Annotated in this window: 23 protein-coding genes; 20 read left to right on the forward strand and 3 right to left on the reverse strand. The window is 53.7% G+C overall.

The genetic code is table 11. The features are described from left to right. Window position 1: 1 nt before the first annotated feature. The 3 genes from PRECH8_RS03110 to PRECH8_RS03115 all read left to right on the forward strand — a co-directional run bounded on the left by PRECH8_RS03110 (window position 2) and on the right by PRECH8_RS03115 (window position 3,510). Complete coding sequence (locus PRECH8_RS03110) at window positions 2-1,573, forward strand: response regulator transcription factor (RefSeq protein WP_200965627.1); 1,572 nt, start codon at window positions 2-4, stop codon at window positions 1,571-1,573. Between the two features lie 136 nt (window positions 1,574-1,709). Beyond that, the gene (locus PRECH8_RS14465) at window positions 1,710-1,940 is read left to right on the forward strand and encodes a hypothetical protein (protein WP_242457410.1); all 231 of its coding nucleotides are present in this window, start codon (window positions 1,710-1,712) and stop codon (window positions 1,938-1,940) included. Next, window positions 1,894-3,510 carry a glycoside hydrolase family 16 protein gene (locus PRECH8_RS03115; RefSeq protein ID WP_242457411.1) on the forward strand — a complete coding sequence of 539 codons (1,617 nt, stop codon included), beginning with the start codon at window positions 1,894-1,896 and terminating at the stop codon, window positions 3,508-3,510. The genes PRECH8_RS14465 and PRECH8_RS03115 overlap by 47 nt, the downstream gene beginning before the upstream one ends. An 86-nt stretch (window positions 3,511-3,596) precedes the next feature. On the opposite strand, the gene PRECH8_RS03120 is transcribed toward PRECH8_RS03115, so the two are convergent. Together PRECH8_RS03120 and PRECH8_RS03125 are read right to left on the reverse strand one after the other, a co-directional pair. Continuing rightward, window positions 3,597-4,070: a nucleoside deaminase gene (locus tag PRECH8_RS03120; protein WP_200965628.1), complete on the reverse strand. Its 474-nt coding sequence runs from the start codon at window positions 4,068-4,070 to the stop codon at window positions 3,597-3,599. A gap of 14 nt (window positions 4,071-4,084) precedes the next feature. Beyond that, a complete protein-coding gene (locus PRECH8_RS03125; protein WP_200965629.1) occupies window positions 4,085-4,852 on the reverse strand; it encodes an alpha/beta fold hydrolase in 768 nt (255 codons plus the stop codon). Window positions 4,853-4,941: 89 nt separating this feature from the next. Here PRECH8_RS03125 and sigK point away from each other — a divergent pair, with 89 nt between their 5' ends. The 6 genes from sigK to glpK all read left to right on the forward strand — a co-directional run bounded on the left by sigK (window position 4,942) and on the right by glpK (window position 13,306). Beyond that, on the forward strand, window positions 4,942-5,643 hold the full coding sequence (sigK, locus tag PRECH8_RS03130; RefSeq protein WP_200965630.1) for an RNA polymerase sporulation sigma factor SigK: 702 nt from the start codon (window positions 4,942-4,944) through the stop codon (window positions 5,641-5,643). A 90-nt stretch (window positions 5,644-5,733) separates the two neighbouring features. Further along, a complete protein-coding gene (locus tag PRECH8_RS03135; RefSeq protein ID WP_200965631.1) occupies window positions 5,734-6,078 on the forward strand; it encodes a hypothetical protein in 345 nt (114 codons plus the stop codon). A 142-nt stretch (window positions 6,079-6,220) separates the two neighbouring features. Continuing rightward, on the forward strand, window positions 6,221-7,312 hold the full coding sequence (dinB, locus tag PRECH8_RS03140) for a DNA polymerase IV (RefSeq protein ID WP_242457412.1): 1,092 nt from the start codon (window positions 6,221-6,223) through the stop codon (window positions 7,310-7,312). 693 nt (window positions 7,313-8,005) lie between these two features. After that, window positions 8,006-10,318 carry a glycoside hydrolase family 127 protein gene (locus PRECH8_RS03145; RefSeq protein WP_200965632.1) on the forward strand — a complete coding sequence of 771 codons (2,313 nt, stop codon included), beginning with the start codon at window positions 8,006-8,008 and terminating at the stop codon, window positions 10,316-10,318. Between the two features lie 337 nt (window positions 10,319-10,655). Next, window positions 10,656-11,510, forward strand: coding sequence for an aminoglycoside 6-adenylyltransferase (gene ant(6), locus PRECH8_RS03150; RefSeq protein WP_200965633.1), 855 nt, complete (start codon window positions 10,656-10,658; stop codon window positions 11,508-11,510). Between the two features lie 284 nt (window positions 11,511-11,794). Beyond that, window positions 11,795-13,306 (forward strand): glycerol kinase GlpK, encoded by a 1,512-nt coding sequence (glpK, locus tag PRECH8_RS03155; protein ID WP_200965634.1) that lies wholly within the window; start codon window positions 11,795-11,797, stop codon window positions 13,304-13,306. Window positions 13,307-13,435: 129 nt separating this feature from the next. On the opposite strand, the gene PRECH8_RS03160 is transcribed toward glpK, so the two are convergent. Then, window positions 13,436-13,642 carry a DUF1657 domain-containing protein gene (locus PRECH8_RS03160; protein ID WP_200965635.1) on the reverse strand — a complete coding sequence of 69 codons (207 nt, stop codon included), beginning with the start codon at window positions 13,640-13,642 and terminating at the stop codon, window positions 13,436-13,438. 249 nt (window positions 13,643-13,891) lie between these two features. Here PRECH8_RS03160 and PRECH8_RS03165 point away from each other — a divergent pair, with 249 nt between their 5' ends. The 11 genes from PRECH8_RS03165 (at window position 13,892) to aroE (ending at window position 24,964) form a co-directional block, all read left to right on the forward strand. Continuing rightward, a complete protein-coding gene (locus PRECH8_RS03165) occupies window positions 13,892-14,755 on the forward strand; it encodes a DUF421 domain-containing protein (protein WP_200965636.1) in 864 nt (287 codons plus the stop codon). Window positions 14,756-14,840: 85 nt separating this feature from the next. Next, entirely contained in the window at window positions 14,841-15,314 is a 474-nt protein-coding gene (gene spoVAC, locus PRECH8_RS03170) for a stage V sporulation protein AC (protein ID WP_200965637.1), read from the forward strand. Window positions 15,315-15,321: 7 nt separating this feature from the next. Continuing rightward, window positions 15,322-16,359: a stage V sporulation protein AD gene (gene spoVAD, locus PRECH8_RS03175; RefSeq protein ID WP_200965638.1), complete on the forward strand. Its 1,038-nt coding sequence runs from the start codon at window positions 15,322-15,324 to the stop codon at window positions 16,357-16,359. After that, window positions 16,356-16,706 (forward strand): stage V sporulation protein AE, encoded by a 351-nt coding sequence (spoVAE, locus tag PRECH8_RS03180; protein WP_200965639.1) that lies wholly within the window; start codon window positions 16,356-16,358, stop codon window positions 16,704-16,706. Before spoVAD ends, spoVAE begins: the two co-directional genes overlap by 4 nt. 300 nt (window positions 16,707-17,006) lie before the next feature. Beyond that, window positions 17,007-17,963, forward strand: coding sequence for an AAA family ATPase (locus PRECH8_RS03185; RefSeq protein ID WP_200965640.1), 957 nt, complete (start codon window positions 17,007-17,009; stop codon window positions 17,961-17,963). Window positions 17,964-17,999: 36 nt separating this feature from the next. After that, window positions 18,000-19,181 (forward strand): DUF58 domain-containing protein, encoded by a 1,182-nt coding sequence (locus PRECH8_RS03190; RefSeq protein WP_200965641.1) that lies wholly within the window; start codon window positions 18,000-18,002, stop codon window positions 19,179-19,181. Further along, complete coding sequence (locus tag PRECH8_RS03195; protein ID WP_200965642.1) at window positions 19,178-21,427, forward strand: transglutaminase domain-containing protein; 2,250 nt, start codon at window positions 19,178-19,180, stop codon at window positions 21,425-21,427. The genes PRECH8_RS03190 and PRECH8_RS03195 overlap by 4 nt, the downstream gene beginning before the upstream one ends. 161 nt (window positions 21,428-21,588) lie before the next feature. Next, window positions 21,589-22,053, forward strand: a complete 465-nt coding sequence (locus tag PRECH8_RS03200; RefSeq protein WP_200965643.1) for a Fur family transcriptional regulator — start codon at window positions 21,589-21,591, stop codon at window positions 22,051-22,053. A 112-nt stretch (window positions 22,054-22,165) separates the two neighbouring features. After that, the gene (locus tag PRECH8_RS03205) at window positions 22,166-22,660 is read left to right on the forward strand and encodes a YqeG family HAD IIIA-type phosphatase (RefSeq protein WP_200965644.1); all 495 of its coding nucleotides are present in this window, start codon (window positions 22,166-22,168) and stop codon (window positions 22,658-22,660) included. A 246-nt stretch (window positions 22,661-22,906) separates the two neighbouring features. Continuing rightward, window positions 22,907-24,019 (forward strand): ribosome biogenesis GTPase YqeH, encoded by a 1,113-nt coding sequence (gene yqeH / locus PRECH8_RS03210; protein WP_242457414.1) that lies wholly within the window; start codon window positions 22,907-22,909, stop codon window positions 24,017-24,019. A 93-nt stretch (window positions 24,020-24,112) separates the two neighbouring features. Next, the gene (aroE, locus tag PRECH8_RS03215; protein ID WP_242457415.1) at window positions 24,113-24,964 is read left to right on the forward strand and encodes a shikimate dehydrogenase; all 852 of its coding nucleotides are present in this window, start codon (window positions 24,113-24,115) and stop codon (window positions 24,962-24,964) included. Window positions 24,965-25,011: the final 47 nt, after the last annotated feature.

Raw genomic sequence — 25,011 nt, forward strand, 5'->3', positions numbered from 1 at the left:
GGTGTTCAACCTGTTGATCGTGGACGATCAAGCCCATATTCGTGAAGGTCTGAAGACGATGCTGCGCCGGTTCCCGCTGCCCTTGGATCATATCTATGATGCTGCAAGCGGTGTTGAGGCCCTGCAGATCTTGCGGGAAAGGGATATCCAGCTCGTTCTCACCGATATCAAGATGCCGGATATGGACGGGCTGGAGCTGATGGCTCGCAGCAGGGAAGCACGGCTCGAGGTCGATTTCCTGATCATCAGCGGGTACGGCGAGTTTGCCTATGCTCAGCGGGCGATCGAGCTCGGCGCTAAGGGCTATCTGCTCAAACCCGTGAAGCGGGAGGACCTTCAGACTTCGATCGAGCATGTGTTGCAGGAAGTGATGACGCGGCGCGAACTTTCGCGGAATATGCAGGATCTCACGCAGCGGGCGATGGATACGGAGCGGAAGGAACTGCGTCTGTTCATGCAAGGAGCAGCTTATGATGAAGCTTGGATGCAGACGGCTGAATCCTGGTATCCCCAGCTTTGGCGGCATTACCGCTTGGTGTTGCTGCGCGAAGAGCGCTGGATTAATCAGCCGGGCTCGCTCAGCATCCATGGCATGGAATCGATCGCTTATCGTGTCTACGGCAGACAGCGCTGTCTCTGCCTGCAGCACCATCCTCATCTGATCCTGGTCGTTGCCGGAGACCAGGTGCCGGAGGCACTGCCTTCTGCACTGCACCATGATCAGATTCGAGCGGTTGCGATCATGACGGATCCCGTGCAGGGATTGAAACAGCTGCCCAAGGCTTACGAGCAATTGATGGACCTATACCAACACAGCTATTTGTTTCCGGAGCAGCGCTGCCTTCTGCCGCAGCATATCGCGGGGCTCGCGCAGCAGTGGGAGCTTCCCTATGAGGAGATCTATGCTCTGTTTCAGCTGATGGGGACGGATAACAACGGGCTGATCGCTGAGAAGATCTCCAAGATTTTCTATAAGAAAAGCCTTCAACGCTATCACATTCACTATACCTTGCAGGTCTGCCGTGCCGTCGTTGAGCTGATCGAAGAGTATGAACGGGTGATTCGGCCCTATATGGGAGAAGAGACGATCGATGTCGACTGCTTGCGGAATCTGTTCGATTATCCGGGGATGCGTGACTATATCCAAGCGCTGCAGCAGCAGCTGCTTAGGTTGAACCAGTATTATTACGAATTAAAATGCAGCTACCGCAACAGTCAAGATCTGAACGCGGCGATCCGCTATATCCATGAGAACTACCACAAACCCTTGGATCTCGCGATGGTCTCTAATCATGTGTCGCTGAACTATGCCTATTTTTCCAATCTCTTCAAGAAAAATGTCGGCAAGGGTTTCACGGAATATCTGCGCGATGTGCGCATGGACAAAGCCCGCAAACTCCTGATCGAAACGGATTATAAAATCAGCGATATAGCGGCGATGGTCGGGTATGAGAGCTACAAGAGTTTCACCCGGGTGTTTCGCGACGTCATGGGCATGCAGCCCACCGAGTATCGACAGCGGATGCGCCAAAGGGGTAACGGCGCCGGCCGTTGGAAGGGAACGGCGCTATGAGGCGTAAAGGCGTAATCGCGGAAGCAAGCAACATAACAAAATATTGGGGTAGATCCTAAAGGATTGCACCTTACGGACCCTTTCCTCTTTCCGCTAGAATGGGGGTGAATCAACCAATCAAAGGGGGAGGGGCAACATGACACGGGATCAGAAGAAGGGTCTGCGCGGCCTGCGCAGCATCTTAAGTTTCTTCATCGCGGTGCTGCTGGCGTTCAGCGTCATCCTCATCCCGCAAAGCGATGTTCAGGCAGCACCTGCAACGATCACTTCGATGTCCTACTTCTCGCCGGCCGATGGCCCGGTGATCACGAGATCAGGCGTTGGTCAAGCCAGCTTCGGTTTCGTCATGCCGATTTCACTACCATGAGCCGACGCGAAATTCGTATGCGCTTACACCCTATGATGGTACGACTTATGCAGCGGATGAACTCGGAGCGATCGGCTTGCCGCTGCCGCGTATCGACGGACAGCCGGCGATCGCAAGTGATCTGGGGAACTTCGTCTATGAGATCTATGTGGACGGCGCTTGGGTGGATCTGGCGAACACGAGCTTGAGCGGTTTTATCTACTCTCCTAACGGCTATAATCAGATGTCCGATGCCAACCAGTGGGGATATTGGGCGGATTATATCTATGGTCTCTGGTTCCGGCCGATCCAAGTGGATATGCAGATTCGCATCGGTTATCCGCTGAACGGCCAGCAGGGAGGAGAGATCGGGAATAATTATGTGTACTATACGTTCATCGGCAATCCCAATGCACCAAGGCCAGATGTGAGCGACCAGGAGGACATCGCCATCGGTACGCCCGATGATCCGACGATCGAAGGGTTCCATCTGATCTGGCAGGATGAATTCACTGGCACATCGCTTAATCTGAACCATTGGAATTATGAACTGGGGTACTATCTGAATGATGATCCGAACACCTGGGGCTGGGGCAACGCGGAGATGCAGCACTATACGGACAGCGAAGAGAATGTCTATGTTCGGGACGGCATGCTCCATATCCGGGCCTTGCACGATCGCAAGTCCTTTCCGCAGGACCCGAATCGGTTCGCAGAATATTCATCCGGGAAGATCAATACGAAGAACCATTTCTCGCTTCAGTACGGCAGAATCGATATTCGCGCCAAGCTGCCCACAGGTGATGGACTGTGGCCGGCGTTCTGGATGCTCCCAGTAGAAGATGTGTACGGACCTTGGGCGGCATCCGGTGAGATCGATATTATGGAAGCGAAGGGGCGTCTGCCGGGATCAACCAGCGGCGCTGTACATTTCGGAGGTCAATGGCCGACGAACCGCTATATCGCTGGAGAGTATCATTTCCCTGCGGGACAGACCTTCGCCGATGACTTCCATGTATACACGATCATCTGGGAAGAAGATAATATCAAATGGTACGTCGATGGGCATTTCTTCCTCAAAGTTACGCGGGAGGAGTGGTATTCCGCAGCAGCGCCGAACAATCCCAACGCCCCCTTCGACCAGCCTTTCTACCTCATCCTGAATCTGGCTGTAGGCGGCCACTTCGACGGCGGAAGGACACCTGCACCGGAGGATATCCCGGCTGTGATGCAGGTGGACTATGTGCGGGTGTATAAGCAAGGGGAAGGGGAGCCGCCCGGTAATCCCGGCGGTGGCGGCCCCGCTGATCCTTCCGATCCCGATGAGATCATCATCGGTGATGAAGTGCGCGGCTTGAAGAAGATCGGCGATGATCTCCTGTTCTATGTCAACGGGGCGGTCTTCGCAGATCTGCACTACAGGATCAATGGCGGTACCCAGATGAATGTGGCAATGCACCATGACGGCGGAGGGAATTTCACTTATCCGGTGAATGGCTTGCAGCAGGGGGATGTCGTGGAATATTTCTTCACCTATGACCCGGGCAAGGAGCGCTTGATACCCCATGGTTCACTTATATCCATGGCGTGAGCCAGTAATTGATTAACAGTAACTTCTCAATATAAATAAGGCATTGTGTACTCTGCTGGCCGCAAGTACACAATGCCTTTGTTTTATTAGTACTCTAACTTGTTGGGAATTTGCTTCCAGACTTCAAAGGGCTTCGTATGACCGTCTGTCGTCAACTGCTGCATCTTAATCGAACGTTCTTCCAGAGGAAGAGCGATCTGTTCGTAGATGAATTGGTCATCAAATCCAGCATCTGCTGCATCGTGTTTCGTTGCTGCGAAGTAGACCGCCTTCGGCCGCGACCAGTAGATCGCACCGATGCACATCGGGCACGGTTCGCAGCTCGAATAGATGATGCAGTCGGTCAGTTGATACGTATTGAGATTGCGGCAGGCATCGCGGATCGCTTGTACTTCCGCATGGGCGGTAGGATCGTTCAGAGACGTCACTTGATTCCGCCCTCTGCCGACGATCTGTCCGTCTTTGACGACGATCGCCCCGAAGGGCCCGCCGGTGCCTGCATGAACGTTTTTTATGGCTAATTCAATCGTTTCTTGGATCCATTTCTCATGTGCTGTCATCTCTCCACCATCCCTCATTTAGAGATTCCTTCTATATCATAGTCGATTCGATAGGGATTTTCCACTGGTAAGCATGCAATCGCTGGTTCGGCTATGCGACGGATCGCATCAGCGACGAGTTCTGGATGGAGCTGCGGGATCATGTGAGCGATACGAGGAATGATCTGAAGCTCTGCATGGGGAATGTCCCGCTGCAGGCGCAAGGCCTGTTCCTTCGTTCCGAAGGGATCCTCTTCGCCGACGAGGACGATGACGGGTTGCTTAATCTCGGGATAACGCTTGCTGGCTTCCATGGCAGCAGGAGGGAAGGCTAGTACATCCTCGCGATTCGCCCTTAATGACGATGGACGAAGCCATGAAGCCCGTACTCGCTCTTGATATCCACCGGGGACGGCTTCTGGAGCGAAGGTCTGCTGCAACATGTTATCAGCCATCGCCTTTGCGAGCGGCGTCATCAGAAACAGGCGAAGGAAGAGATCGCCGATCAGCGGCGCAGTCATCAGCTTCGATAAGGGGTCGCCGTGTTCCGCTGGATAGCCTTCTTTGTACATCGCTGGAGCTAACAAGATGAGACCGGAAGTTTCTTGCGGATATAAGAGAGCATAGATCAGCGTCAACAGTCCGCTCCAGGAATGGCCGACAAGGATGGGCTTGTTTACCTCCAACTCTTGCAGCGCTGTGTGCAGTATGCGCGCTTGATCGAAGGGGGTCATCTTCTTGTGCGGCCGCTCGCTTCGTCCATAACCTGGTCTCTGCTTACAAAAGGGCGGTGGATTTTTCATCTTTTGCTGTTCGTTTTCGTCGTACAGGCACGAGTAGGTACCCGCCTACATATACATGGAAGTAATCGCTTCTTGGAGGTGTGCCTTGCGTGTCTGGCCTGTTATCGGCAATTGCGTTATTTTTCAAACAGCTTTCGCTTCTTGTATCTTATGTGAAGAACAATGCCTTTCCCCAACCGCTGAGCGAACAGGAAGAAGAGAAGCATCTGCGCCAGATGGCGGAGGGCAACATGCATTCGCGCAATATGCTCATCGAGCACAATCTCCGGCTGGTCGCCCATATCGTGAAGAAATTCGATAACACAGGAGAAGATATCGAGGACCTGATCTCCATCGGCACCATCGGTCTGATCAAAGCCATCGAGAGTTTCCAGCCGGATAAGGGAACGAAGCTGGCGACTTTTGCGGCGAGATGTATCGAAAACGAAATCCTCATGCACTTACGCTCCCTCAAAAAAACGCGCAAAGATGTCTCCCTGCATGATCCGATCGGCACCGACAAGGAAGGAAATGAAATTACCTTGATCGATATCCTGGGCACCGATACCGATGATGTCGTGGATAAAGTGCAGCTTAAGATCGAGAAGAAGAAAATCTACGGCCATCTTCATATCCTAGATCCCAGGGAGCAGGAGGTGATTCGCGGCCGCTTCGGACTGGAGGACGGCGGGGAGGAGCGAACGCAGCGCGAGATCGCGAAGGAACTCGGCATCAGCCGCAGTTATGTCTCACGGATCGAGAAACGCGCATTGATGAAGTTGTATCATGAATTTTATAAGAGTAAAAAATAGACGGTAACGCAGAATGCCGGAATCTTGAAAAATACGGATAAATATGATATAATTTAACAAAGTAGTATACAGTTGTATGGAGGAAAGGTTATGGAACGCGATCCCAAGGAACCCGGATTTTTTAATCGTTATCGTACGGCAATATTCATTTCTTCGTTAAGTGCATCCTCCATCGGGTTCTTGACTGGCTTATGGACATCGACCTATATGCTGTCAAATCTCAAAGCCGGCGAGTATCCGGAGATGCCGAAGGAGCTCATAGCACAGCAATATCAAGAGGCATTGCCTTCCGTCATCACTCAATCGATTATTTTTGGTTTAGGTGCAGGCATTTTGTTTTTGATTATGAAGCTATATCTCGAATTTAAATATAGACACGACGTGAATTTTTTTACTGAGTTTAGGCGATTCATTACCAAAGAAACTAAGGAATAATCGTTCCTGAGGGATTTAAGCTGCCGTGCACAGGGACTGTCCAAAAAGTCAGCGATGACTGACTGAGGGACAGTCCTTTTTTATCGTGAATGAATAGATCTGATATAATCATCGTAGACCCAAAGAACAAGGGGGTGCCGGCGTGGACGAACCGATTCGCAAGATCATTCATATCGATATGGATGCTTTCTATGCCTCTGTTGAACAGCGGGATAACCCATCCCTGCGCGGCAAACCCGTGATCGTCGGCGGAGCGCCGAATTCGCGCGGGGTCGTAGCGACCTGTTCTTATGAAGCAAGAGCATACGGCATTCATTCCGCCATGCCCTCATCTGCTGCCTATAAACGATGTCCGCATGCCGTCTTTATCAAACCGGATATGGAGAAATACAAACGCGTATCCAGACAGGTCATGGCGATCTTCCGCTCTTGTACGGATCTCGTCGAGCCTTTATCACTGGACGAGGCTTACCTTGATGTGACCAACAACAAATGGGGCATGACCTACGCCACGGAGATCGCGAAGGAGATCAAGCGGCGAATCGCATCCGAGCTCCAGCTCACCGCATCGGCCGGCGTATCATACAATAAATTTCTCGCGAAAGTCGGCTCCGGCTATCGGAAACCGAATGGCCTGGTTGTCATTCCGCCAAGCAGGGCGCAGCAGTTTATCGACCGGCTGCCCATAGGCAAGTTCTTCGGAGTAGGAGAAGTGACGGAGAAGAAATTCCTCAGCCTAGGCATTGAGACGGGAAGGCAGCTTAGGGAACTGAGTCGGGAGGAATTGGTTCAAATCTGCGGCAAAAAAGGCCTCACCCTCTACGAGAATGCCCGGGGGATCGATCGTCGGCCGGTGGTTCCTAACCGCCCCCGCAAATCCGTGGGCAAAGAGACCACTCTGGCTTCCGACCTGTATGCGATCGAAGATATGCTGTCGGTGATTGAGTCGCTGTGCGAGAAAGTCAGCCGCACGTTGACTGCCAACGATCGCGCCGCTCAGACGATCACTTTGAAGGTGAAGTTCAGCGACTTCCAGCAGATCACCCGAAGCATGACCGTCGAAGAGCCCATACAAGAGGCGGAAGCCATGTATGCCATTGCACGAGAATTGATGGACAAAGTTCAATTTGAGGGGAGACCCGTGCGTCTGCTCGGAGTCTATGCATCGAAATTACGTCATATCGACGAATTAACGAAGGATGCTCCGCAAGTGGTGCAGTTGACGCTGTTCTAAGCGGTGGATGATGCGGAGTGTCCCCGTGCTGCTGCGACTCCAGTGATGTTTGCGATTCCTGTGCTGTCTGCGATTCCAGTGATGTTCGCGATTCTTGTGCTGTCAGAGATTTTTGTCCCCAAAATAGGATAAAACCAGCGGACGCATGGGGTGTTTCGCTGATTTTATCGGAAATATCGTACAAAATCTGGCATGCGTGCGCTGAATTTTCCTGTTTTGTCCTAATAGTCGTATAAAATCAGTCGATCGGCCGTCTCCTGAGCACGTTTTGACCTCGTATAAAATACGCTTGGCGTGCACATCCCGCATGAGCCTTGACCTGCATCGCACAAGGTTTATCCGAAAAATCGTACAAAATCCTTGAGCAGCGCAGGAGAATGCCTGCGCTCGTCGAAATAGCATATGGGAGCGTGTGCCGGGCATGACGGATGGTCATGATCTGTGCTGCAGCGTTAAGCGGGTGAACTTTGTTAAGTGGGTGAACTTTATAGAGTGCGTCTTTGCAAGCGTTTCCTCATGAACAATCGCACCCATAGACAAAGGCTTCTTTGAACGTGTGCGCACACGATCGGTAAGTCTGCCAATGACAAGTGCGCTCAAGTGCGTCCAAGATCATTCTTCAGATCATGTAAGATCAAGCATGCTATCGTCAGCTGATTATGATCAGCGAACAACGGAGAAAGGAGCTGCAGAATGACACAGACTTTTGAACAACCACGCGCTGTTTTGTTGGACGGGATCTTCAAGTCTTCACAAGAAGTTGGAAAGGGCTTTCTTCATACGCTCGATGTCGATCGTTTGATCGCTCCTTGTTATGAAGCGGCGTCGCTTACGCCGAAGAAACCGCGCTACGGCGGGTGGGAAGCGACGCAGATCGCCGGGCATTCGATCGGTCACTGGCTGTCCGCGGCAGCAGCGATGGTGGAAGCGACGGGGGATGAAGAACTTCGCGCCAAACTCGCTTATGCGGTGGATGAGCTGGCCTATGTTCAGTCCCATGATCCCGATGGTTATGTAAGCGGATTCTCGCGGGAATGCTTCGACAAGACGTTCACCGGCGATTTCGAAGTCCACAACTTTAACCTTGCAGGATCCTGGGTGCCTTGGTACAGCATTCACAAGATCTATGCAGGACTGATCGACGCTTACCGCTATGCGAAGATCGACAAAGCCTTAGAAGTGGTGACCAAACTGGCCGACTGGGCGAAACGCGGCACCGATCGTCTGACGGACGAGCAGTTCCAGCGCATGCTCATCTGCGAGCATGGCGGGATGAACGAGGCGATGGCGGATCTATACTTGATAACCGGTAACAAAGATTACCTCGATCTGGCGATTCGCTTCTGCCATCGGGCGATCCTGGACCCGTTAGCTCAGGGCATCGATGAGCTGGAAGGGAAGCATGCGAATACGCAGATCCCCAAAGTCATCGGTGCGGCCAAACTTTACGAGATCACCGGGGACGAATCCTATCGCAGGATGGCCGAGTTCTTCTGGGATGTGGTGACGAAGACGCGATCTTATATCATCGGCGGCAACAGCATCAATGAACACTTCCGCCCGCCCTACAGCGAGAAGCTCGGCGTGGAAACCCTCGAAACATGCAACACCTACAACATGCTCAAGCTGACAAGCATCTTGTACCGCTGGGAGCAGAAGGCGGAGTATATGGATTTCTACGAGCGGGCGCTGTACAACCACATCTTGGCCTCGCAGGATCCGGACACCGGGATGAAGATGTATTTTGTGTCGACGGAGCCGGGGCATTTTAAGGTGTACTGTACCCATGACGATTCCTTCTGGTGCTGCGTCGGCACGGGAATGGAGAACCCGGCTCGCTATACGCATCAGATCTATTATCCGACGGAAGACGCCGTCTATGTGAATCTGTTCATCGCATCGCAGGCGGAGTTCCCGGAGCTGCAGTTTAAACTGCGCCAGGAGACGGAGTTCCCGAAGTCGGACAGAATGAAGCTTGTCATCGAGGAAGCGGGACAGAAGCCCGTGTCCCTGCGCATTCGCGTTCCGTATTGGCTCGCGGGCAAGGCCAGCGTGACGCAGAACGGCACCGCATGCAGCGTGCAAGAAGCCCATGGCTATATTGAGATCAGAGAAGCATGGCAACCCGGGGATCTCATCGAAGTTCATCTGCCGATGGATCTGCATCTCTATCGGGCGAAGGATGATGAGAGCAAAGTCGGAGTCATGTACGGTCCGATCGTGCTCGCCGGTGCGCTGGGCCGGGAGAATTTCCCGGAGAGCGATATCGTCGCCAACCACATGAGCCTGCATCATCATCCGCGCATCGAAGTGCCGATCCTGGTGACCGATGAACAGGATGTGAAGAAGTGGGTGAAACCGGTTGCGGGCGAGCCGCTGACATTCATAACTGAACCGATCGGTCAGCCGGGGGATGTAGAGGTGAAGCTCATTCCATTCTACGAGCTGCATCACGAGCGGTATACGATCTACTGGCAATTGCTGAGCCCGGAAGAGTATGCCCGTTATGAGGATCATGAACGAAAGGAAAGGGAAAAATTAGCCGCCGTCACCATCGACGAAGTCAGACCGCATGAGCAGCAGTCGGAGGTGGAGCATCAGATCGACTCGCAGCAATCCTTCTCCGGCTATAATGCCCATGCTCAGGCGAGCTTCCGCGAGGCTTCGCAAGGCGGATACTTCAGCTACCGCATGGCGGTGAAGCCGGATGTGCCGAATCTCCTGCAGGTTACCTACTACGGCAGCGACGGACCGAAGTGGATGGACGGCAAGCGGTATGAACGGGACTTTGAGATCCTCATCGACTCCACCGTCATTGCTCGTCAGCAGCTCAAGCCGGATCGGCCGGATGAATTATATGTGGTGAACTATGAGATTCCGCTCGAGCTGACCAGGGGCAAAGATCGAGTTGAGGTCAAGTTCGCTTCGTTCCCGGACACTGCAGCGGGCAGTGTCTACGGTATACGGACCATTGACAAGCCGATTTGGGATCGTTATGAAGCTTGACGCACGGAAGGAAGTTGTGGAGGAGTGAAGGCAGTGAAGGGAAGCGCTCATCCTCTTGGAAGGGTGGGCGCTATCCAAGTTTTCGCTCCGCTCTATGAAATAAGGATAGCCCGATTTCCTCTATTTCTCGTTTTTCTTGAAAGATCGCGAAATAAGGGAAGTGAAACTTCCGTTATTTTTGAAAAACCGCCTCAAAACCTGTGGTTATCGTGCGAATCCATAAAATAAGGTAAATTTCACTTCCCTTATTCTCTGTAAAACCGCGTTTTGAGTGAAATAGTGTCAATTTGACTTCCGTTATTCGGGAGAGTTTGTTGTTTATCGGGGGAATTTGACCATGAGAAATGAGCAAGAGATGATGGCGTTGATCCTGGATCTGGCAAAGCGCGATGAACGAATTCGCCTTGTTACGCTGGAAGGATCGCGGACGAATAAGCATATTTCGCCGGATGAATTCCAGGATTACGATGTTTCTTACTTCGTAACGGACATGGCTTCATTCCAAAGAGATGAGCGCTGGCTTGACGTGTTCGGCCGCCGCCTGATGATGCAGAAGCCGGAGGACATGGAATTGTTCCCTCCGGAACTGGGCAGCGGTTTCTCGTATCTCATGCTCTTCGAGGACGGAAATAAAATCGATCTGACCTTGTATCCAATCGAAGATTTGTCCGGATACTTCGCAGCCAGCGATGGACTGGTTGAGGTGCTGCTGGACAAGGACGGGCGGGTGCAGCATGAGGTGATCGCAAGCGACCGGCAATATTGGATCCGGAAGCCTACGGCCCGGGAATACGATGATTGCTGCAATGAATTCTGGTTTGTATCAACCTACGTTGTAAAGGGATTGGCCAGGCGGGAGATTTTGTTTGCAATCGATCATCTCAGCGGCGGCGCCAGACCGAATCTGCTCCGGATGATGGCATGGTACATCGGCTCCCAACGGGGATATACTTTCAGTATCGGGAAAAATTACAAATTTATCGACCGCGTTCTCCCTGAGGAAGATTGGGAAGCGCTGCTGTCCACGTACTCCATGCACAGTTATCCAGCGATGTGGCAATCTCTCTTCACCTGCTATGAGCTGTTTCGCAAATATTCACGGGCATTAGCAGTGGAACTGAGTTATCCCTATCCGGATTATGATGCCGCGATTACGAAGTATACGGAGAAGATCTATCGTTCATATGCTTGATTGGCGCCATAGCCGCTGGCAGTTTCTTTTCATCATCTTAACTGGTGAATCAGCAGTATAATGGTGAAAAGTGGATCAACCTGTTGGAGCAGCGGTGGGCTGTGCTGAGATAAGATTCGCAGCGTAAGCGTTATACAGCATAAGCACATGCGGCATAAAACATAAGCGTATACAGCATAGACACATGCTGCATTAACGGCGCAAGCGGCATACATCACAAGCGGTATACAGCTAAGCGGCACCGAATTAAGGGATATGCTGAAAGTCGAAAGGAGATGGGGATGATGAGCGGAGGGGAAGTTGTGAAGCAGAGTTATATATTGGCACTGGACCAGGGAACGACGAGCTCGCGGGCGATTCTGTTTGATCACGATGGACGGATCGTGCATCTTGCTCAGAAGGAGTTTACCCAGCGCTTTCCGAAGCCGGGCTGGGTCGAACATGATGCGAATGAGATCTGGATGTCCGTTCAAAGCGTGATCGCCCAGGTATTCTCCGAGACGGGCATCGATCCGTCGCAGATCGCAGCGATCGGGATCACCAATCAGCGTGAGACGACGGTCGTCTGGGAGAAGGATACAGGGCGGCCCATCTACCATGCCATCGTCTGGCAGTCGAGGCAGACTGCGGATCTGTGCGAGAAGTGGAAGCAGGAAGGGCGTGAACCCTGGTTCCAGGAGAAGACGGGACTGCTTATCGATGCTTATTTCTCGGCATCGAAGCTGGCCTGGCTGCTGGATCATATCGACGGAGCACGTGCCAGAGCGAAGCGCGGAGAACTGCTCTTCGGGACCATCGATACTTGGCTCGTCTGGAAACTAACCGGCGGGAAGGTGCATGTCACCGATTATACCAATGCGTCCCGCACTATGATGTACAATATTCACGAGCTGCGCTGGGATCCCGAGATTCTGAATCTTCTGGATGTACCGGCTTCAATGCTGCCCGAGGTCAGGGATTGCTCGGAGGTATACGGCTATGCCCAAGGCGATCTGTTCTTCGGCAGCCGCATCCCAATCGCCGGCATCGCCGGTGATCAGCAGGCAGCGCTGTTCGGGCAGGCGTGCAACAGCCCGGGCATGGTCAAAAATACATACGGCACAGGTTGCTTCATGCTGATGAACACTGGAGACAAGGCGGTTCGATCCGCAAACGGCCTTCTCACCACGATCGCTTGGGGCCTCTCCGGCAAAGTGGAATATGCGCTGGAAGGCAGCGTCTTCGTGGCCGGTTCAGCCATCCAATGGCTTCGCGACGGCCTGCGTATGTTTAAACATGCCGCGGACAGTGAACAGTATGCAGCCAGAGTGGATTCCACAGAAGGGGTGTATGTGGTGCCGGCTTTTGTCGGCTTGGGCACGCCATACTGGAACAGCGATGTTCGCGGTACGGTCTTCGGTTTGACGAGGGGAACCACGAAGGAACATTTCATACGCGCTGTGCTGGAATCCATCGCCTATCAGACGAGGGATGTGCTGCAAGCGATGGAGGAGGACTCGGGGATTATCTGCACGACCTTGCGCGTAGACGGCGGAGCATCGAATAACGAGATGTTGATGCAGTTTCAGAGTGATCTGTTGAATTGTCGGGTGGAGCGTCCGGTCATCTATGAGACGACGGCTTTAGGTGCGGCATATCTAGCCGGGCTGGGTGTCGGGTATTGGCAGGATCAGCAGGAGATAGCGGCAAAATGGCAAAGTGACAAGATCTGGCATCCATTAATGACGGATGAGCAGCGCGAGCATCTGTACAGCGGTTGGCGTCGTGCTGTGCAGGCATCTATGGCCTTTGTATAAGGGTTCAGGAGGGGCAACGGACTGCAGCAGTATCCGGATTTTAATTTCATATTTGAATAATTCCATAGGCAATGAACTAGGATGGACAGGCGCCCATCCTAGTTCATTTTTTGAAAGTCCATCCATGTCTTAAAACCCCTTGTACTGCGGCTCTTCGTTTTCAAGTTCCTGTACGCGCTTGCTGATCTGATCGATGATTTGCTGTGTGGCCTCGGCAGCGGAGGCGAAGGTATTCTTGGCTTCCTGGTTCTGCGTGCTCAAAGCAAATTGTTCCAAACTGGCTTGCGCGCTCTTGAGAGAAGCAAGGCATGTTTTCACCTGGGTTGCAACGGTCATGGCTTCATGTCACCTCCTGTATGGTGGAACTCTTCCTGCGTAGGTTTCCACGGGAAGAATCCCATTATGAATCCCACATCATGCTAGGCACGGCAAACTGACGATGTCCGCGAATTTGAGACGTCAGTCAACTGTTGGAAGCAGGGATAAACGATGGATGCAATGCGTAGGATATCAAGGGACAGGATCTTTCAGCTGTGATTCGAGCTGTGCAAAGGTTGGGATTGGAAAGGAAAGGATGTGACAGATGTGCCGCTTTGGCTGGAGGTGGTCCTGCGAACGCTGCTTGTGATCATCGTGCTGCTGTTCTATACGCGCCTGCTCGGCAAGAAGCAGATCTCGCAACTGACCTACTTTGAATATGTGACAGGAATTACGATCGGTAATCTGGCTGGTTATGCGACTCTTGAAGATTCGATGCATTGGATGATTCCGATACTGGCGATCACCGTCTGGGTAGCGGTATCGCTCGGAGTCGACTATCTTCTGCTCAAGAGCAAAATCATCCGCAATGTCGTGGAGGGCAAAGGGACCGTATTGATCAAAGACGGCAAGATCCTCGAGGACAATCTGAAGAAGGAGCGCTATTCAGCGGATGAATTGCTGTATCAACTTCGTCAGAAAAACGCCTTCCGCGCAGCGGATGTGGAATTTGCAGTATTGGAATCCTCCGGTGAACTGTCCGTGCTCCTTAAGCCGGAGCATCAGCCGCTGACGCCTGCAAAACTCGGCTTAAAAGTGCCGAACACACCTGAACCGCAGACGGTGATCATGGACGGCAAGATCATGGATGAGCCGCTGGCGACAGCTGGCTTGAGCCGTGCATGGTTACATACGGAACTGGAGAAAATAGGGGTTGCTGTCGAGAACGTCTTCCTCGCGCAAGTGGATGGATACGGCCAATTGTACGTGGATCTATATGATGATCAACTCAAGGTTCCCGCGCCGTCGAATCTCTCCCTGCTGTGGGCCGTGCTCAAGAAATGCGCAGCCGATCTCGAACTGTTCGCTCTGTCTACACAGAACGACAACGCCAAACAGATGTACGAACAGGCTGCGAAGACGCTGAATGAACATCTGGAGCGGCTCAGGCCCTATCTGGCTCGATCTTAGCAGCAGACTGATCAGGCGGTTCTACAGTCTTACACCTCTTGCTTCACTCGACGGCATATCAACAGACAGAGAAAGGAGTTCCGTCATGGCTAACGAGAAATTGAAAAACGTCACCCCTGTACAGAAGATGTATCAAGAACTAGCAAAGAGAAAGGAGCCGAAGCGGCCCGTCTTCAAAAATTGTGTCAAAGCATTTTTCGTCGGCGGTGCCATCTGTCTGCTCGGTCAAGGGCTGCAGGAGTTCTTCATGCACTTTTTCGGCTTTGACCAAACGAAGGCCGGTGACCCGACGGTGGCATGTCTCATCTTTATCTCCGTCGTGCTTACAAGTCTCGGCGTCTACGACAAGTTCGGCCAATGGGCAGGAGCAGGTTCTGCCGTGCCGGTGACCGGCTTTGCCAATTCGATGGTCTCAGCGGCGATTGAGCATCGCAGTGAGGGACTCGTACACGGCGTCGGCGGCAACATGTTTAAATTAGCGGGTTCCGTGATCGTCTTTGGCACCTTTACCGCTTTTGTCGTGGGGATCATCTATTTGATCTTCGGGATAGGGGGATGAACGATCGATGCTAGTTGGACATCGGACATGGGTGTTTGAGAACAGACCGATCATCAGCGGTGCAGCTGCCGTGGTCGGTCCTGAGGAGGGCAACGGCCCGCTGGCGAATGATTACGATATTATTCATGAAGATATGATGCTAGGTCAGAAAAGCTGGGAGAAGGCAGAGCACATGCTGCTTGAAGAAGCCGTCAAACTCGCCTGCGAACATGCCAAGATCACCAAGGAACAGCTGCAATTCTACATCGGCGGCGATCTCCTGAACCAGATCACAAGCAGCAGCTTTACGGCTCGTACCTTAGGCGTCCCCTATATCGGCATCTTCGGGGCTTGTTCCACGTCGATGGAGTCCTTGGCGCTGGCGGCTTACATCGTCAACTCCGGCGGCGCGAAATATATCATGTCGGCGACTTCCAGCCATAACAGCACTGCTGAACGGCAGTTCCGCTATCCCACGGAATATGGTGCGCAGAAGCCGCCGACGGCTCAATATACGGTTACCGGAGCTGGGGCCGCCGTTGTCGCCAGCCGCGAAGCGAGGAAGGGGCAGGGGCCTGCGCCGGCCATCACTTCTGCGACCCTCGGCCGCGTCGTTGATATGGGAATTAAGGATCCATTCAACATGGGTGCAGCGATGGCGCCTGCTGCCGTCGATACGATTCAAGCCCATCTGAAGGATCTGAACCGCGCGCCTGCGGACTATGACCTCATCGTGACGGGTGATCTAGCCAAGGTCGGGTATGAGATCGCACAGGAGCTGTTTGTCAAACACGGAGTGCCGATCGAGGACACCCATTACGATGACTGCGGGCTGATGGTCTATGATCTGGAGAAACAGCCGGTGCAAGCGGGAGGGAGCGGCTGCGCTTGTTCTGCCGTCGTCACCTATGGACATCTGCTGAAGAGAATGGCGAAGGGGGAACTAAACCGCATCTTGATCGTCGCCACCGGCGCGCTGCTCTCGCCGATGACGGCGCTGCAGGGGGAGAGCATTCCCTGTATCGCTCATGCGGTTTGTCTCGAAAACGAGGAGGCGGGATTATGATCTACCTTTGGGCTTTTGTTGTCGGGGGATTGATCTGCGTGGTCGGTCAGATCCTGCTCGATGTCTTCAAGATGACACCGGGACAAGCGATGAGCACCCTTGTCGTCTGCGGTGCGATCCTCGACGGCTTCCAACTGTACGAGCCGCTGATCAAGTTCGCGGGAGCGGGCGCAACGGTGCCGATCACCAGTTTCGGCAATGCCCTTGTACACGGCGCGCTCTCCGAGCTGGAGAGGGACGGCTGGATCGGCGTGATCACCGGCATCTTCGAAGTGACCAGTGCCGGTATCTCCTCGGCCATCATCTTCTCCTTCTTAGCCGCGCTGCTCGTGAGACCTAAGGGATGACGAAGCGCGGAAATTGTTGGCGGATGGTGCTGCGGCATCTGAGCCGACAAGAAATGTTGTCTCAGCATGGCAAGCGTGCGCAGCGTCGCCAGAAACAACAGCAATAAACGATAAATGCTGCAATAGACGAGAGACACCAGCCGATGGTGTCTCTCTTTTTTCCTGTGAGAATGTACAAACCGTTTTAGAGCAAATGTGACTATACGGTGACAGGGATTTATTGATACAATTTGATATATATATAACGGGGTCTTATATCGACTAATATTGACAAATCCATCCACGCAGAGGAGGTACTTTATGGCATCCGCTATGCAAGAAGTCGAAATCATGCACCGCCTGGCGGCAAACTTGGAAACTTGCATCCTGGGCAAGCGCAAGGAGATTCGGCTGCTTCTCACTGCCTTGCTCGCCGAAGGGCATGTGCTGTTAGAAGATGTGCCAGGCACCGGCAAGACCGTGCTGATCAAAGCGCTGGCCCAATCGATCCAAGGCGAGTTTCGCCGCATCCAGTGCAACCCGGATCTCCTGCCGACGGATATCACGGGAGTCTCCATCTACCATCCGAAAACCGAAACCTTCGTCTATCGACCGGGTCCGGTCATGTCCAATATCCTGCTCGTCGATGAAGTGAATCGCGCGACGACTAAGACCCAATCCGCACTCCTCGAGGCGATGGAGGAACACCATGTGACCGTGGACGGCGACCGCTATGAATTGCCGAAGCCCTTTATGCTGCTCGCTACTCAGAACCCCATCGATTTCGAAGGAACGTACCGCCTGCCGGAGGCGCAGTTGGACCGCTTCATGTTGAAATTCTCCCTCGGTTATCCCAGCCCGGATTCAGAGAAAGCGATGATCACCGGTCAGAGCACGAGAAGTCCCTTGGACGACCTTAAGCCGGTGGCGGATATCAACGAACTCATGCGCATCCAGCAGAAGGTCAAAGAGGTCTATCTGGACGAGGCAATCGTGGAATATATCGTCGAGATCGTATCGCAGACGCGCCGTCATCCCGCCCTCCTCTTGGGCGCAAGTCCACGCGCTTCGCTTGCCTTGACGAAGGCGCTTAGAGCTTATGCCTTCCTGAATGACAGAGACTATGTGATTCCTGATGATGTTAAGGAACTGGCACCGTATGTCCTGTGCCACCGTCTGATCCTGCGCCCGGAAGCGTCGATGGACGGATTGACCCAGGCCTCGGTGTTGGATCAGGTACTGCAGAGCGTGAAAGTTCCCGTACAGATGGAGAAGTGATAGGCAATGGAATTGCTGCAGACTTCTCGTTTTCGGTTGATTGCGTTGATCTGGTTTTGCTCCCTGTTGTTCCTGCTTTTCCAAGGCGGCAGGTTGTCGTTCATGCTGTTCACCGGTTTCTCGGCGATCGTCCTGTATCTATACTTGGTCAGCAAGAGCGGCATCAGCGGCACGCAGATGACGCGGAGCATGCCGCTTGCGGCCGGGGAGCGGATTACCGCGGGCACTTCAGCGGAGGTGCACCTGAAGTTCCGCATCCCCGGCTTCATGCCGATCCCTTATGTACTCGTGACCGAGCGGCTGCGGCGCCGCCGAGGTTCGGAAACCACCTATGAAGTGTCTTTCGTCCCCGATTGGCGGCGGCGGGGAGAAGTGCGCATCACCACCCCTCCTCTGCAGAGAGGGAGGTATTCCTTCGGCGTTACGAGCTGTTCCGTAGAAGATATCTTTGGCTTGTACCGGTATACGAAGAACATCGAAGTGCCGATGTCCTTCACCGTCTTTCCTCAGAAGGTGCGCATCAAGGAGTGGCAGGATTTTAATCAAATGTATCTGGGTCGCCACCTGAATTCGATCAGCAGTGAAGTCCAGAGGGAGACGACCCAATTCAACGGGGTGCGCGAATATATCTACGGCGATCCTTTGTCGCGCATTCACTGGAACGCCTCCGCCCGCACCGGTACATGGAAATCCAAAGAATATGAGAAAGAAGCTCTGCCGCGCATGCTGGTCGTTTTGGATTGTGCGGCGGAGTATAAAGGGAGGGCGCATTTTGAAACGGCGGTTTCAACGGCTGCCTCCGTGCTGGATTATGGTTTGCATTCCGATCTGCCCGTCGGCCTGATGACGAATGAGGCAGCGGTCTACTGGGCAGCCCCGAAGCGGGGGAAAGTGCATTATGAACAGCTGCTGGACCGTTTGATCGATGTGGAAGCCGATAGCGGGATTCCCTTGGAACAGGTGATGCAGACGCGCAAATTGGAACTGGACAGCCGCTTGTTCCTCGTCTTCATCACCCCGCGGGAGGATGCTTCCTTCCTGCAATTCCTTCGCTGGTGCAAGATGAAGGGGATGCAGAGCAGCGTGCTCCAGATCACGCCCGAGCCCGGCCGGCAAGCGGCGAATTGGCAGAAGGAGCTTATCACCAGCGGGATTCTGTCCTACCGGATCGGCGCTCTGCATGAACTGCCTGCAGCGTTGGGAGGCGGTAAGGCATGAGGCGTGTGCTGCGCTGGCTGAATCTCTCCCATCTGATCAAGCAAACGGCCCTGTTCGTTTTTCTCCTGCAGTTTGTCCGTTGGTTCTCTAATTACTGGTTATCCGAGACGACGGAACTGGTCTATACAGTTGTTGCGGCGGTTTATGTGAGCGAACTACTCTTCGCCAGGTTGAAGCTCTGGCTTCGCAGCAGTTTGCAGCTGGCAGCGGTGATCGCGGTCCATTTCTATGTGCTGGATTGGGTGCCGCAGCCGATCCTGTGGGAGAATTGGGAGTGGTTCATCCTCAGTTTGGAATGGTTTATCCAGCCCTTCCTTCCCTATTGCTGGTTCGGATTGGCGGCTTGGCTCATCTATTCCGTCGTGAATCTGCTGCTGAATACGCGTGAGAAGGTGTTCTTCACGACGGTGCTCAGCGTGATCGCTTTAGCCATCGCGGATTCCTATACGAGCGTCTACCTGTGGGATGAGACGATGCTTGTCGTTGTAAGCGGACTGATCCTGATGATCAATTGTCATTTTGCCGCATTCCGCACGAAATATCCCCACACCTGGAAGTATATCGCCGAATATCCTTGGGGGATTGCGCTGACAGCGGGAACTCTGGCGTCTTTCATCGCTCTGATGGGATATATCGCTCCCAATGTTCGGCCGCTTCTCGTTGACCCATACACCGCTTGGAATCAGATGCAGGGCCGATCCGTCAACTTCAGCATGAAGGAGGATACCCAGACGGCGCTGACCTCCTTCCGCTTGAACCTTATGAGCAGCTCCGGGTACGGCCGCGATGACTCCCAGTTGGGCGGGGGGTTCAATTACAACTACACTCCAGTCTTCCGAGTGACGACGCCTGTTCGCAGCTATTGGCGCGGGGAGTCCAAATCAATCTATACCGGGACCGGCTGGATCGAACCGGAAGAGTCGAGGAATGTGGACGTGTATCATGTCGGGGAAACCATTGCTCCAGAGCTTGCGCTTACTGCGTCGGTGCCGGTTCGCGAGTTCAGCCAGCACATCACGATGATCAGCGGGGACCCTCCGCCGAAGATCTTTGGCGCCTATCCGATCACGCGGATCGATGCGGTCAACGGCAGCCAGGAGAGCAGCGAGATCTTCGTGAAGAACATGGATACCGGAGCTATCGAAGCAGTGACGGATGCATCCATCCGGTCTTACCGGGTGACCTCTGCGGTACCCGTCATCAGCGAGGCGGCGTTGAACGATGCACCGACACCGCCTCTGGATGCTTATCTCCAACGCTATGTACAGCTGCCTGACACCCTGCCTGAACGGGTATATGAGTTAACCCGCGAGATTACGGCAGAGGCGGATACGCCCTATGAGAAAGTCAAAGCGATCGAATCCTACCTTCGCACAAATTATACCTATACGAATACGCCGGATGAATCCGAGGCGTCGAGCGAGGACTTCGTTGATCGGTTCTTGTTCGAGGTGATGGAAGGGTATTGCGATTACTTCTCCACGGCGATGACGGTCATGGTGCGCACGCTGGATCTGCCGGCGCGTTGGGCCAAGGGATATTCGACGGGCGTGCTGGATGAGGAATCCTCCATGATGTATGAGCAGAGGATCAGGTTCGGAGATGCAGCGAATGCCGGGTTGGAGCTATCTTATATCGTACGCAATGCCGATGCCCATTCGTGGGTAGAGGTGTACTTTGAAGGGTACGGCTGGGTGATGTTCGAGCCGACGCCGGGCTTTGCGGCACCCGCAGTCCAAGCGCCGAGCGAGCCGGCAGTGGAAGCCGTCGAGTCGATCGCTGTAGAGGAGAAGGCTGAAGAGAAACCGGCAGCTCCGGCTGCAGAAGAGAAACGGCCGTTGTTCTGGCCGCTGCTTGCCGGGATCCTCATCCTCAGCATCGCGATCGCCGCTGTCTGGATTTTGCTGAAGAGACGCCCAGAGCTGCAGGAGCGGCTGCACCGCTGGCTGATGCAGCTCGGTTTGATGCGGGAGCCTCTTGCGCCGAACGATCTGATCGTAGCGGAATTTAACCGGCTGCTCCGCGATCTCAAGCGGCGCGGACTCGACCGGGAAGAGCATCAGACGGTGAGAGAAGCGATCACCATCTGGGGCAGCCGTTATCCGAGTCTCGATGGACCGCTGAAGGATGCGGCTTACAGTTTCGAATTGGCGAAGTACAGCCGGCGCCAATTCAGTGAGCAGGAGGCGGAGCATTATCAGCAGAGGCTGAAAGAACTGCGGCAGCAGGTGAAGCGGATCGCTTGACGACTACAGCTGTCAGATCAGCAGGCTGAAACCATCGGACAGCCGGAGGCATCTAAGGCGCAGGCGGGAGGAAGGACCTTCTGTCCGCGCCTTCCGGCTGTTCATATTGACTTCGCATACTCTGTGCTGCATCATGTTGTTAAGGGATTGACGTGAGGAGAATGCCTATGGCTGAACATTATACCGATACGCAGATGTTGGAGATGATGGCTAAGCATGGCTGGCGCATCACGGATCAGCGGCGGACACTGGCGCAGCTGTTCGCCGAGAGCGATGCTTACCTTTCTCCGAAGGATGTTTATGAATATATGAAGACCAAATATCCGGGAGTCAGCTTCGATACGGTATACCGCAACCTTCGCATCATGTCGGAGATGGGCGTGTTAGAGCAGTTTTATTTTCTCGACGGAGGGCTGAAGTTCCGCGGCGGCTGCTTGACAAGGCATCATCATCATGTGATCTGCACCGGCTGTGAGAAGACCTTATCCCTTGACTACTGTCCGATGGAGCAGTCGATCGAGCTCCCGGATGATTTTCAGGTGATGAATCATCGCTTTGAGATCTATGGGTTGTGCAGAGACTGCCAGTCGGATTCCGATGCTGCCAGGGAGCAGTCTGAAGGTTGAGGGAACGTCTGCTAAGCGCTGTAAGACACGGCTTGGCGGCGTTCTTTATTTTTTGCCTGCTATGGTCGGTTATGGTATAGTTTGAGGATGAGAACGTGGAGGTTGTATAATCTTGCTGAAGCTGTTCGTACCGAAGATGAAAGTCGATTCGATCTATGAGATCGATCTGGCGGCGCTTCTGGATCAAGGATTCCGAGGCATCATCACCGATCTGGACAACACCTTGGTCGGGGCCCGGGAACCCGAAGCAACGCCGCAGTTGCTGGAGTGGTTGAAGGTCTTGGACAAACATGGATTTCGAGTCGTGATCGTCTCCAATAACCGTCAGCCGAGAGTGGAGCGATTTGCGAAACCGCTGGGCATGCCATTCGTATATAAGGCGAAGAAACCGCTCAGGACATCTTTTAAGAAGGCCCTGCAGCTGCTGGATCTGCCGCCGGAGCAAGTCGTTGTTATCGGAGATCAGATGATGACGGATGTATTCGGGGGCAACCGCATGGGCTTGTTCACCATTCTCGTCCAGCCGATCGCTCCCCAGGATGAAGGGTTCGGGACAAGGATTAACCGAACGCTGGAGCGGGTTCTGCTGACCTTCATGAACCAATAGGCGGTTTGCAGCGGGGAATGCGGAGCAGAAGATGGATGGATCGAGCCCGTGCGCGTTTATTTTTGCTGTCGCGGCGCTGTATACGTTATATATAAGTTATATATTAATTATAGATCTAGTTAATTAGATGCTCTGCAATTGGGGCATTCTGTAGTTGCGGCATATTATTCGGTATTTTTGATCTTATAGATGAGCAGCATCACGTTGTACACATGACTAAACACACGGAGGTAGATGGGTGAAGACATGAATGAGCGACTGACATGCCAAGGCTGCGGAGTAGAACTTCAGACGGAGGATCCCAGTCAGATCGGATACATACCGGAGAAGGCGCTGCAACGGACACCGACCGTTTGTCAGCGCTGTTTCCGCATTAAGCACTATAACGAAGCGGCTTCAGTGACGATGGATCAGGGTGCATTCCTCCGCATCTTAAGCGGAATCGGCGAGACGAAGGCGCTCGTCGTTCACATCGTCGATGTGTTTGACTTCGAGGGGAGCTTGATCGGCGGTTTGCACCGCTTCGTCGGCGCGAATCCCGTGCTCATCGCTGTGAACAAGCTGGATCTGCTGCCGGCTTCTCTGAATTGGAACCGCGTGAAAAACTGGGTGCAGAAACAGGCTAAGGAGCAGGGGCTGAAACCCGTTGATGTCATCCCGATCAGCGCGAAGCGAGGCCGGGGCTTCGATGAAATGGTACGGGCCCTTGATCGATACCGCGGCGGCCAGGATATCTATATCGTAGGCGCGACGAATACCGGCAAGTCCACGCTGATCAATCAATTGATCCGCCGCTACAGCGACCTTGATTTGGAGTTGACCGTTTCACGCTATCCCGGCACGACGCTGGATACCATCCACATCCCGCTCGTCGAAGGACAGTCGATCATCGACACGCCGGGGATCGTCTATCCTTATCGCCTGACGGAAATCGTGGATGCGAAGACGGTGAACGCCCTGCTGCCGGAGAAGCCGATCAAGCCGATCGTCTACCAGCTTGATCCGGAGCAAACCCTGTTCTTTGGCGGTTTGGCGCGGATGGATTTCGTTCAAGGCGATCACCAATCCTTCACCTGCTATGTTTCCAATGCGATCAAAATCCACCGCACGAAGCTGGAGCGGGCCGATGAAGTGTATGAGAAGCATCGCGGCGGACTGCTGTCGCCGCCGTCGGCGGAAGAAGCGGCGAAACTTGAGCCTTTCCTGAAACATACCTTCCGTATTCCGCGCGGTGCGCGGCACGACATATCCATCTCCGGGCTTGGCTGGATCCAGGTGAACGGCATGGACGGCGCATTGATCGAGCTGCATGCGCCGAAGAGCGTCCGCGTGACGCTGCGGCCTTCGCTATTGGGATGATGCGCATGCTGCTCATGAGCTGCATGTATGCTTTGCGTATGCTGCTCATGAGCTGCATGTATGCTTAATATATTGGCGAGAGGAGTCAGTACGATGAAGATCGATCATCGCACGTTACGTTTCGGTGTTATCGGCGATCCCATCGCCCAGTCGAAGTCCCCCGTCATGATGAATCGGGCCTTCGAAGCCGTCGGCATCAACGGCATCTATATGGCTTTCCATGTACGGCCGGAGATGCTGAAAGCGGCCGTCGACGGGATTCGCGGTCTGGGTCTGCGCGGCGTGAACGTGACGATCCCGCATAAGCTGGCGGTCATGGCTTATCTTGACGAGATCGATGAAGCCGCACAAGTGATCGGCGCGGTGAACACGATCGTCAATGACGACGGCAAGCTCACCGGCTATAACACGGATGGCATCGGATATGTACGTTCCTTGAAGGAAGAAACCGGTGTGCAGATTCGGGGCAAACGCATCCTCCTGCTCGGTGCGGGCGGTGCTGCAAGAGGGGTTGCCTATGCCTTGGCGAAGGAGCAGCCCGAACAGATCTGGATTGCCAACCGGACCGCAGAGCGGGCGGCGCAGCTGGCGCAAGCCCTGCGTCCTTACGGCAGTGTCGACGGAATGGGATTAGAGGGTTTGGATGATATTAAACATAAAGTTGACATCGTCATCAACACCACCTCCGTCGGGATGCATCCCCAGATCGATGAGCGGCCGGCGGATCCGAGGATGTTCCCGCAAGGGGCGGTGCTCAGCGATCTGATCTACAATCCGCTTAAGACCCGTTGGCTGCTGGAAGCTGAAGAATCGGGATACCGCATCCACGGCGGGTTGGGGATGTTCGTCTACCAAGGGGCCTATGCATTTGAATATTGGACGGGCAAGCAGGCGCCCGTGGATGTGATGCGGGAAGCGGTGGAGCAAGCTTTAAGGTCTGAATAATATGATGGCAGTAGCAAATGAATATTCATACGGAAGTTCATACGAAT

The organism is Insulibacter thermoxylanivorax (assembly GCF_015472005.1).
Lineage (GTDB): Bacteria > Bacillota > Bacilli > Paenibacillales > DA-C8 > Insulibacter > Insulibacter thermoxylanivorax.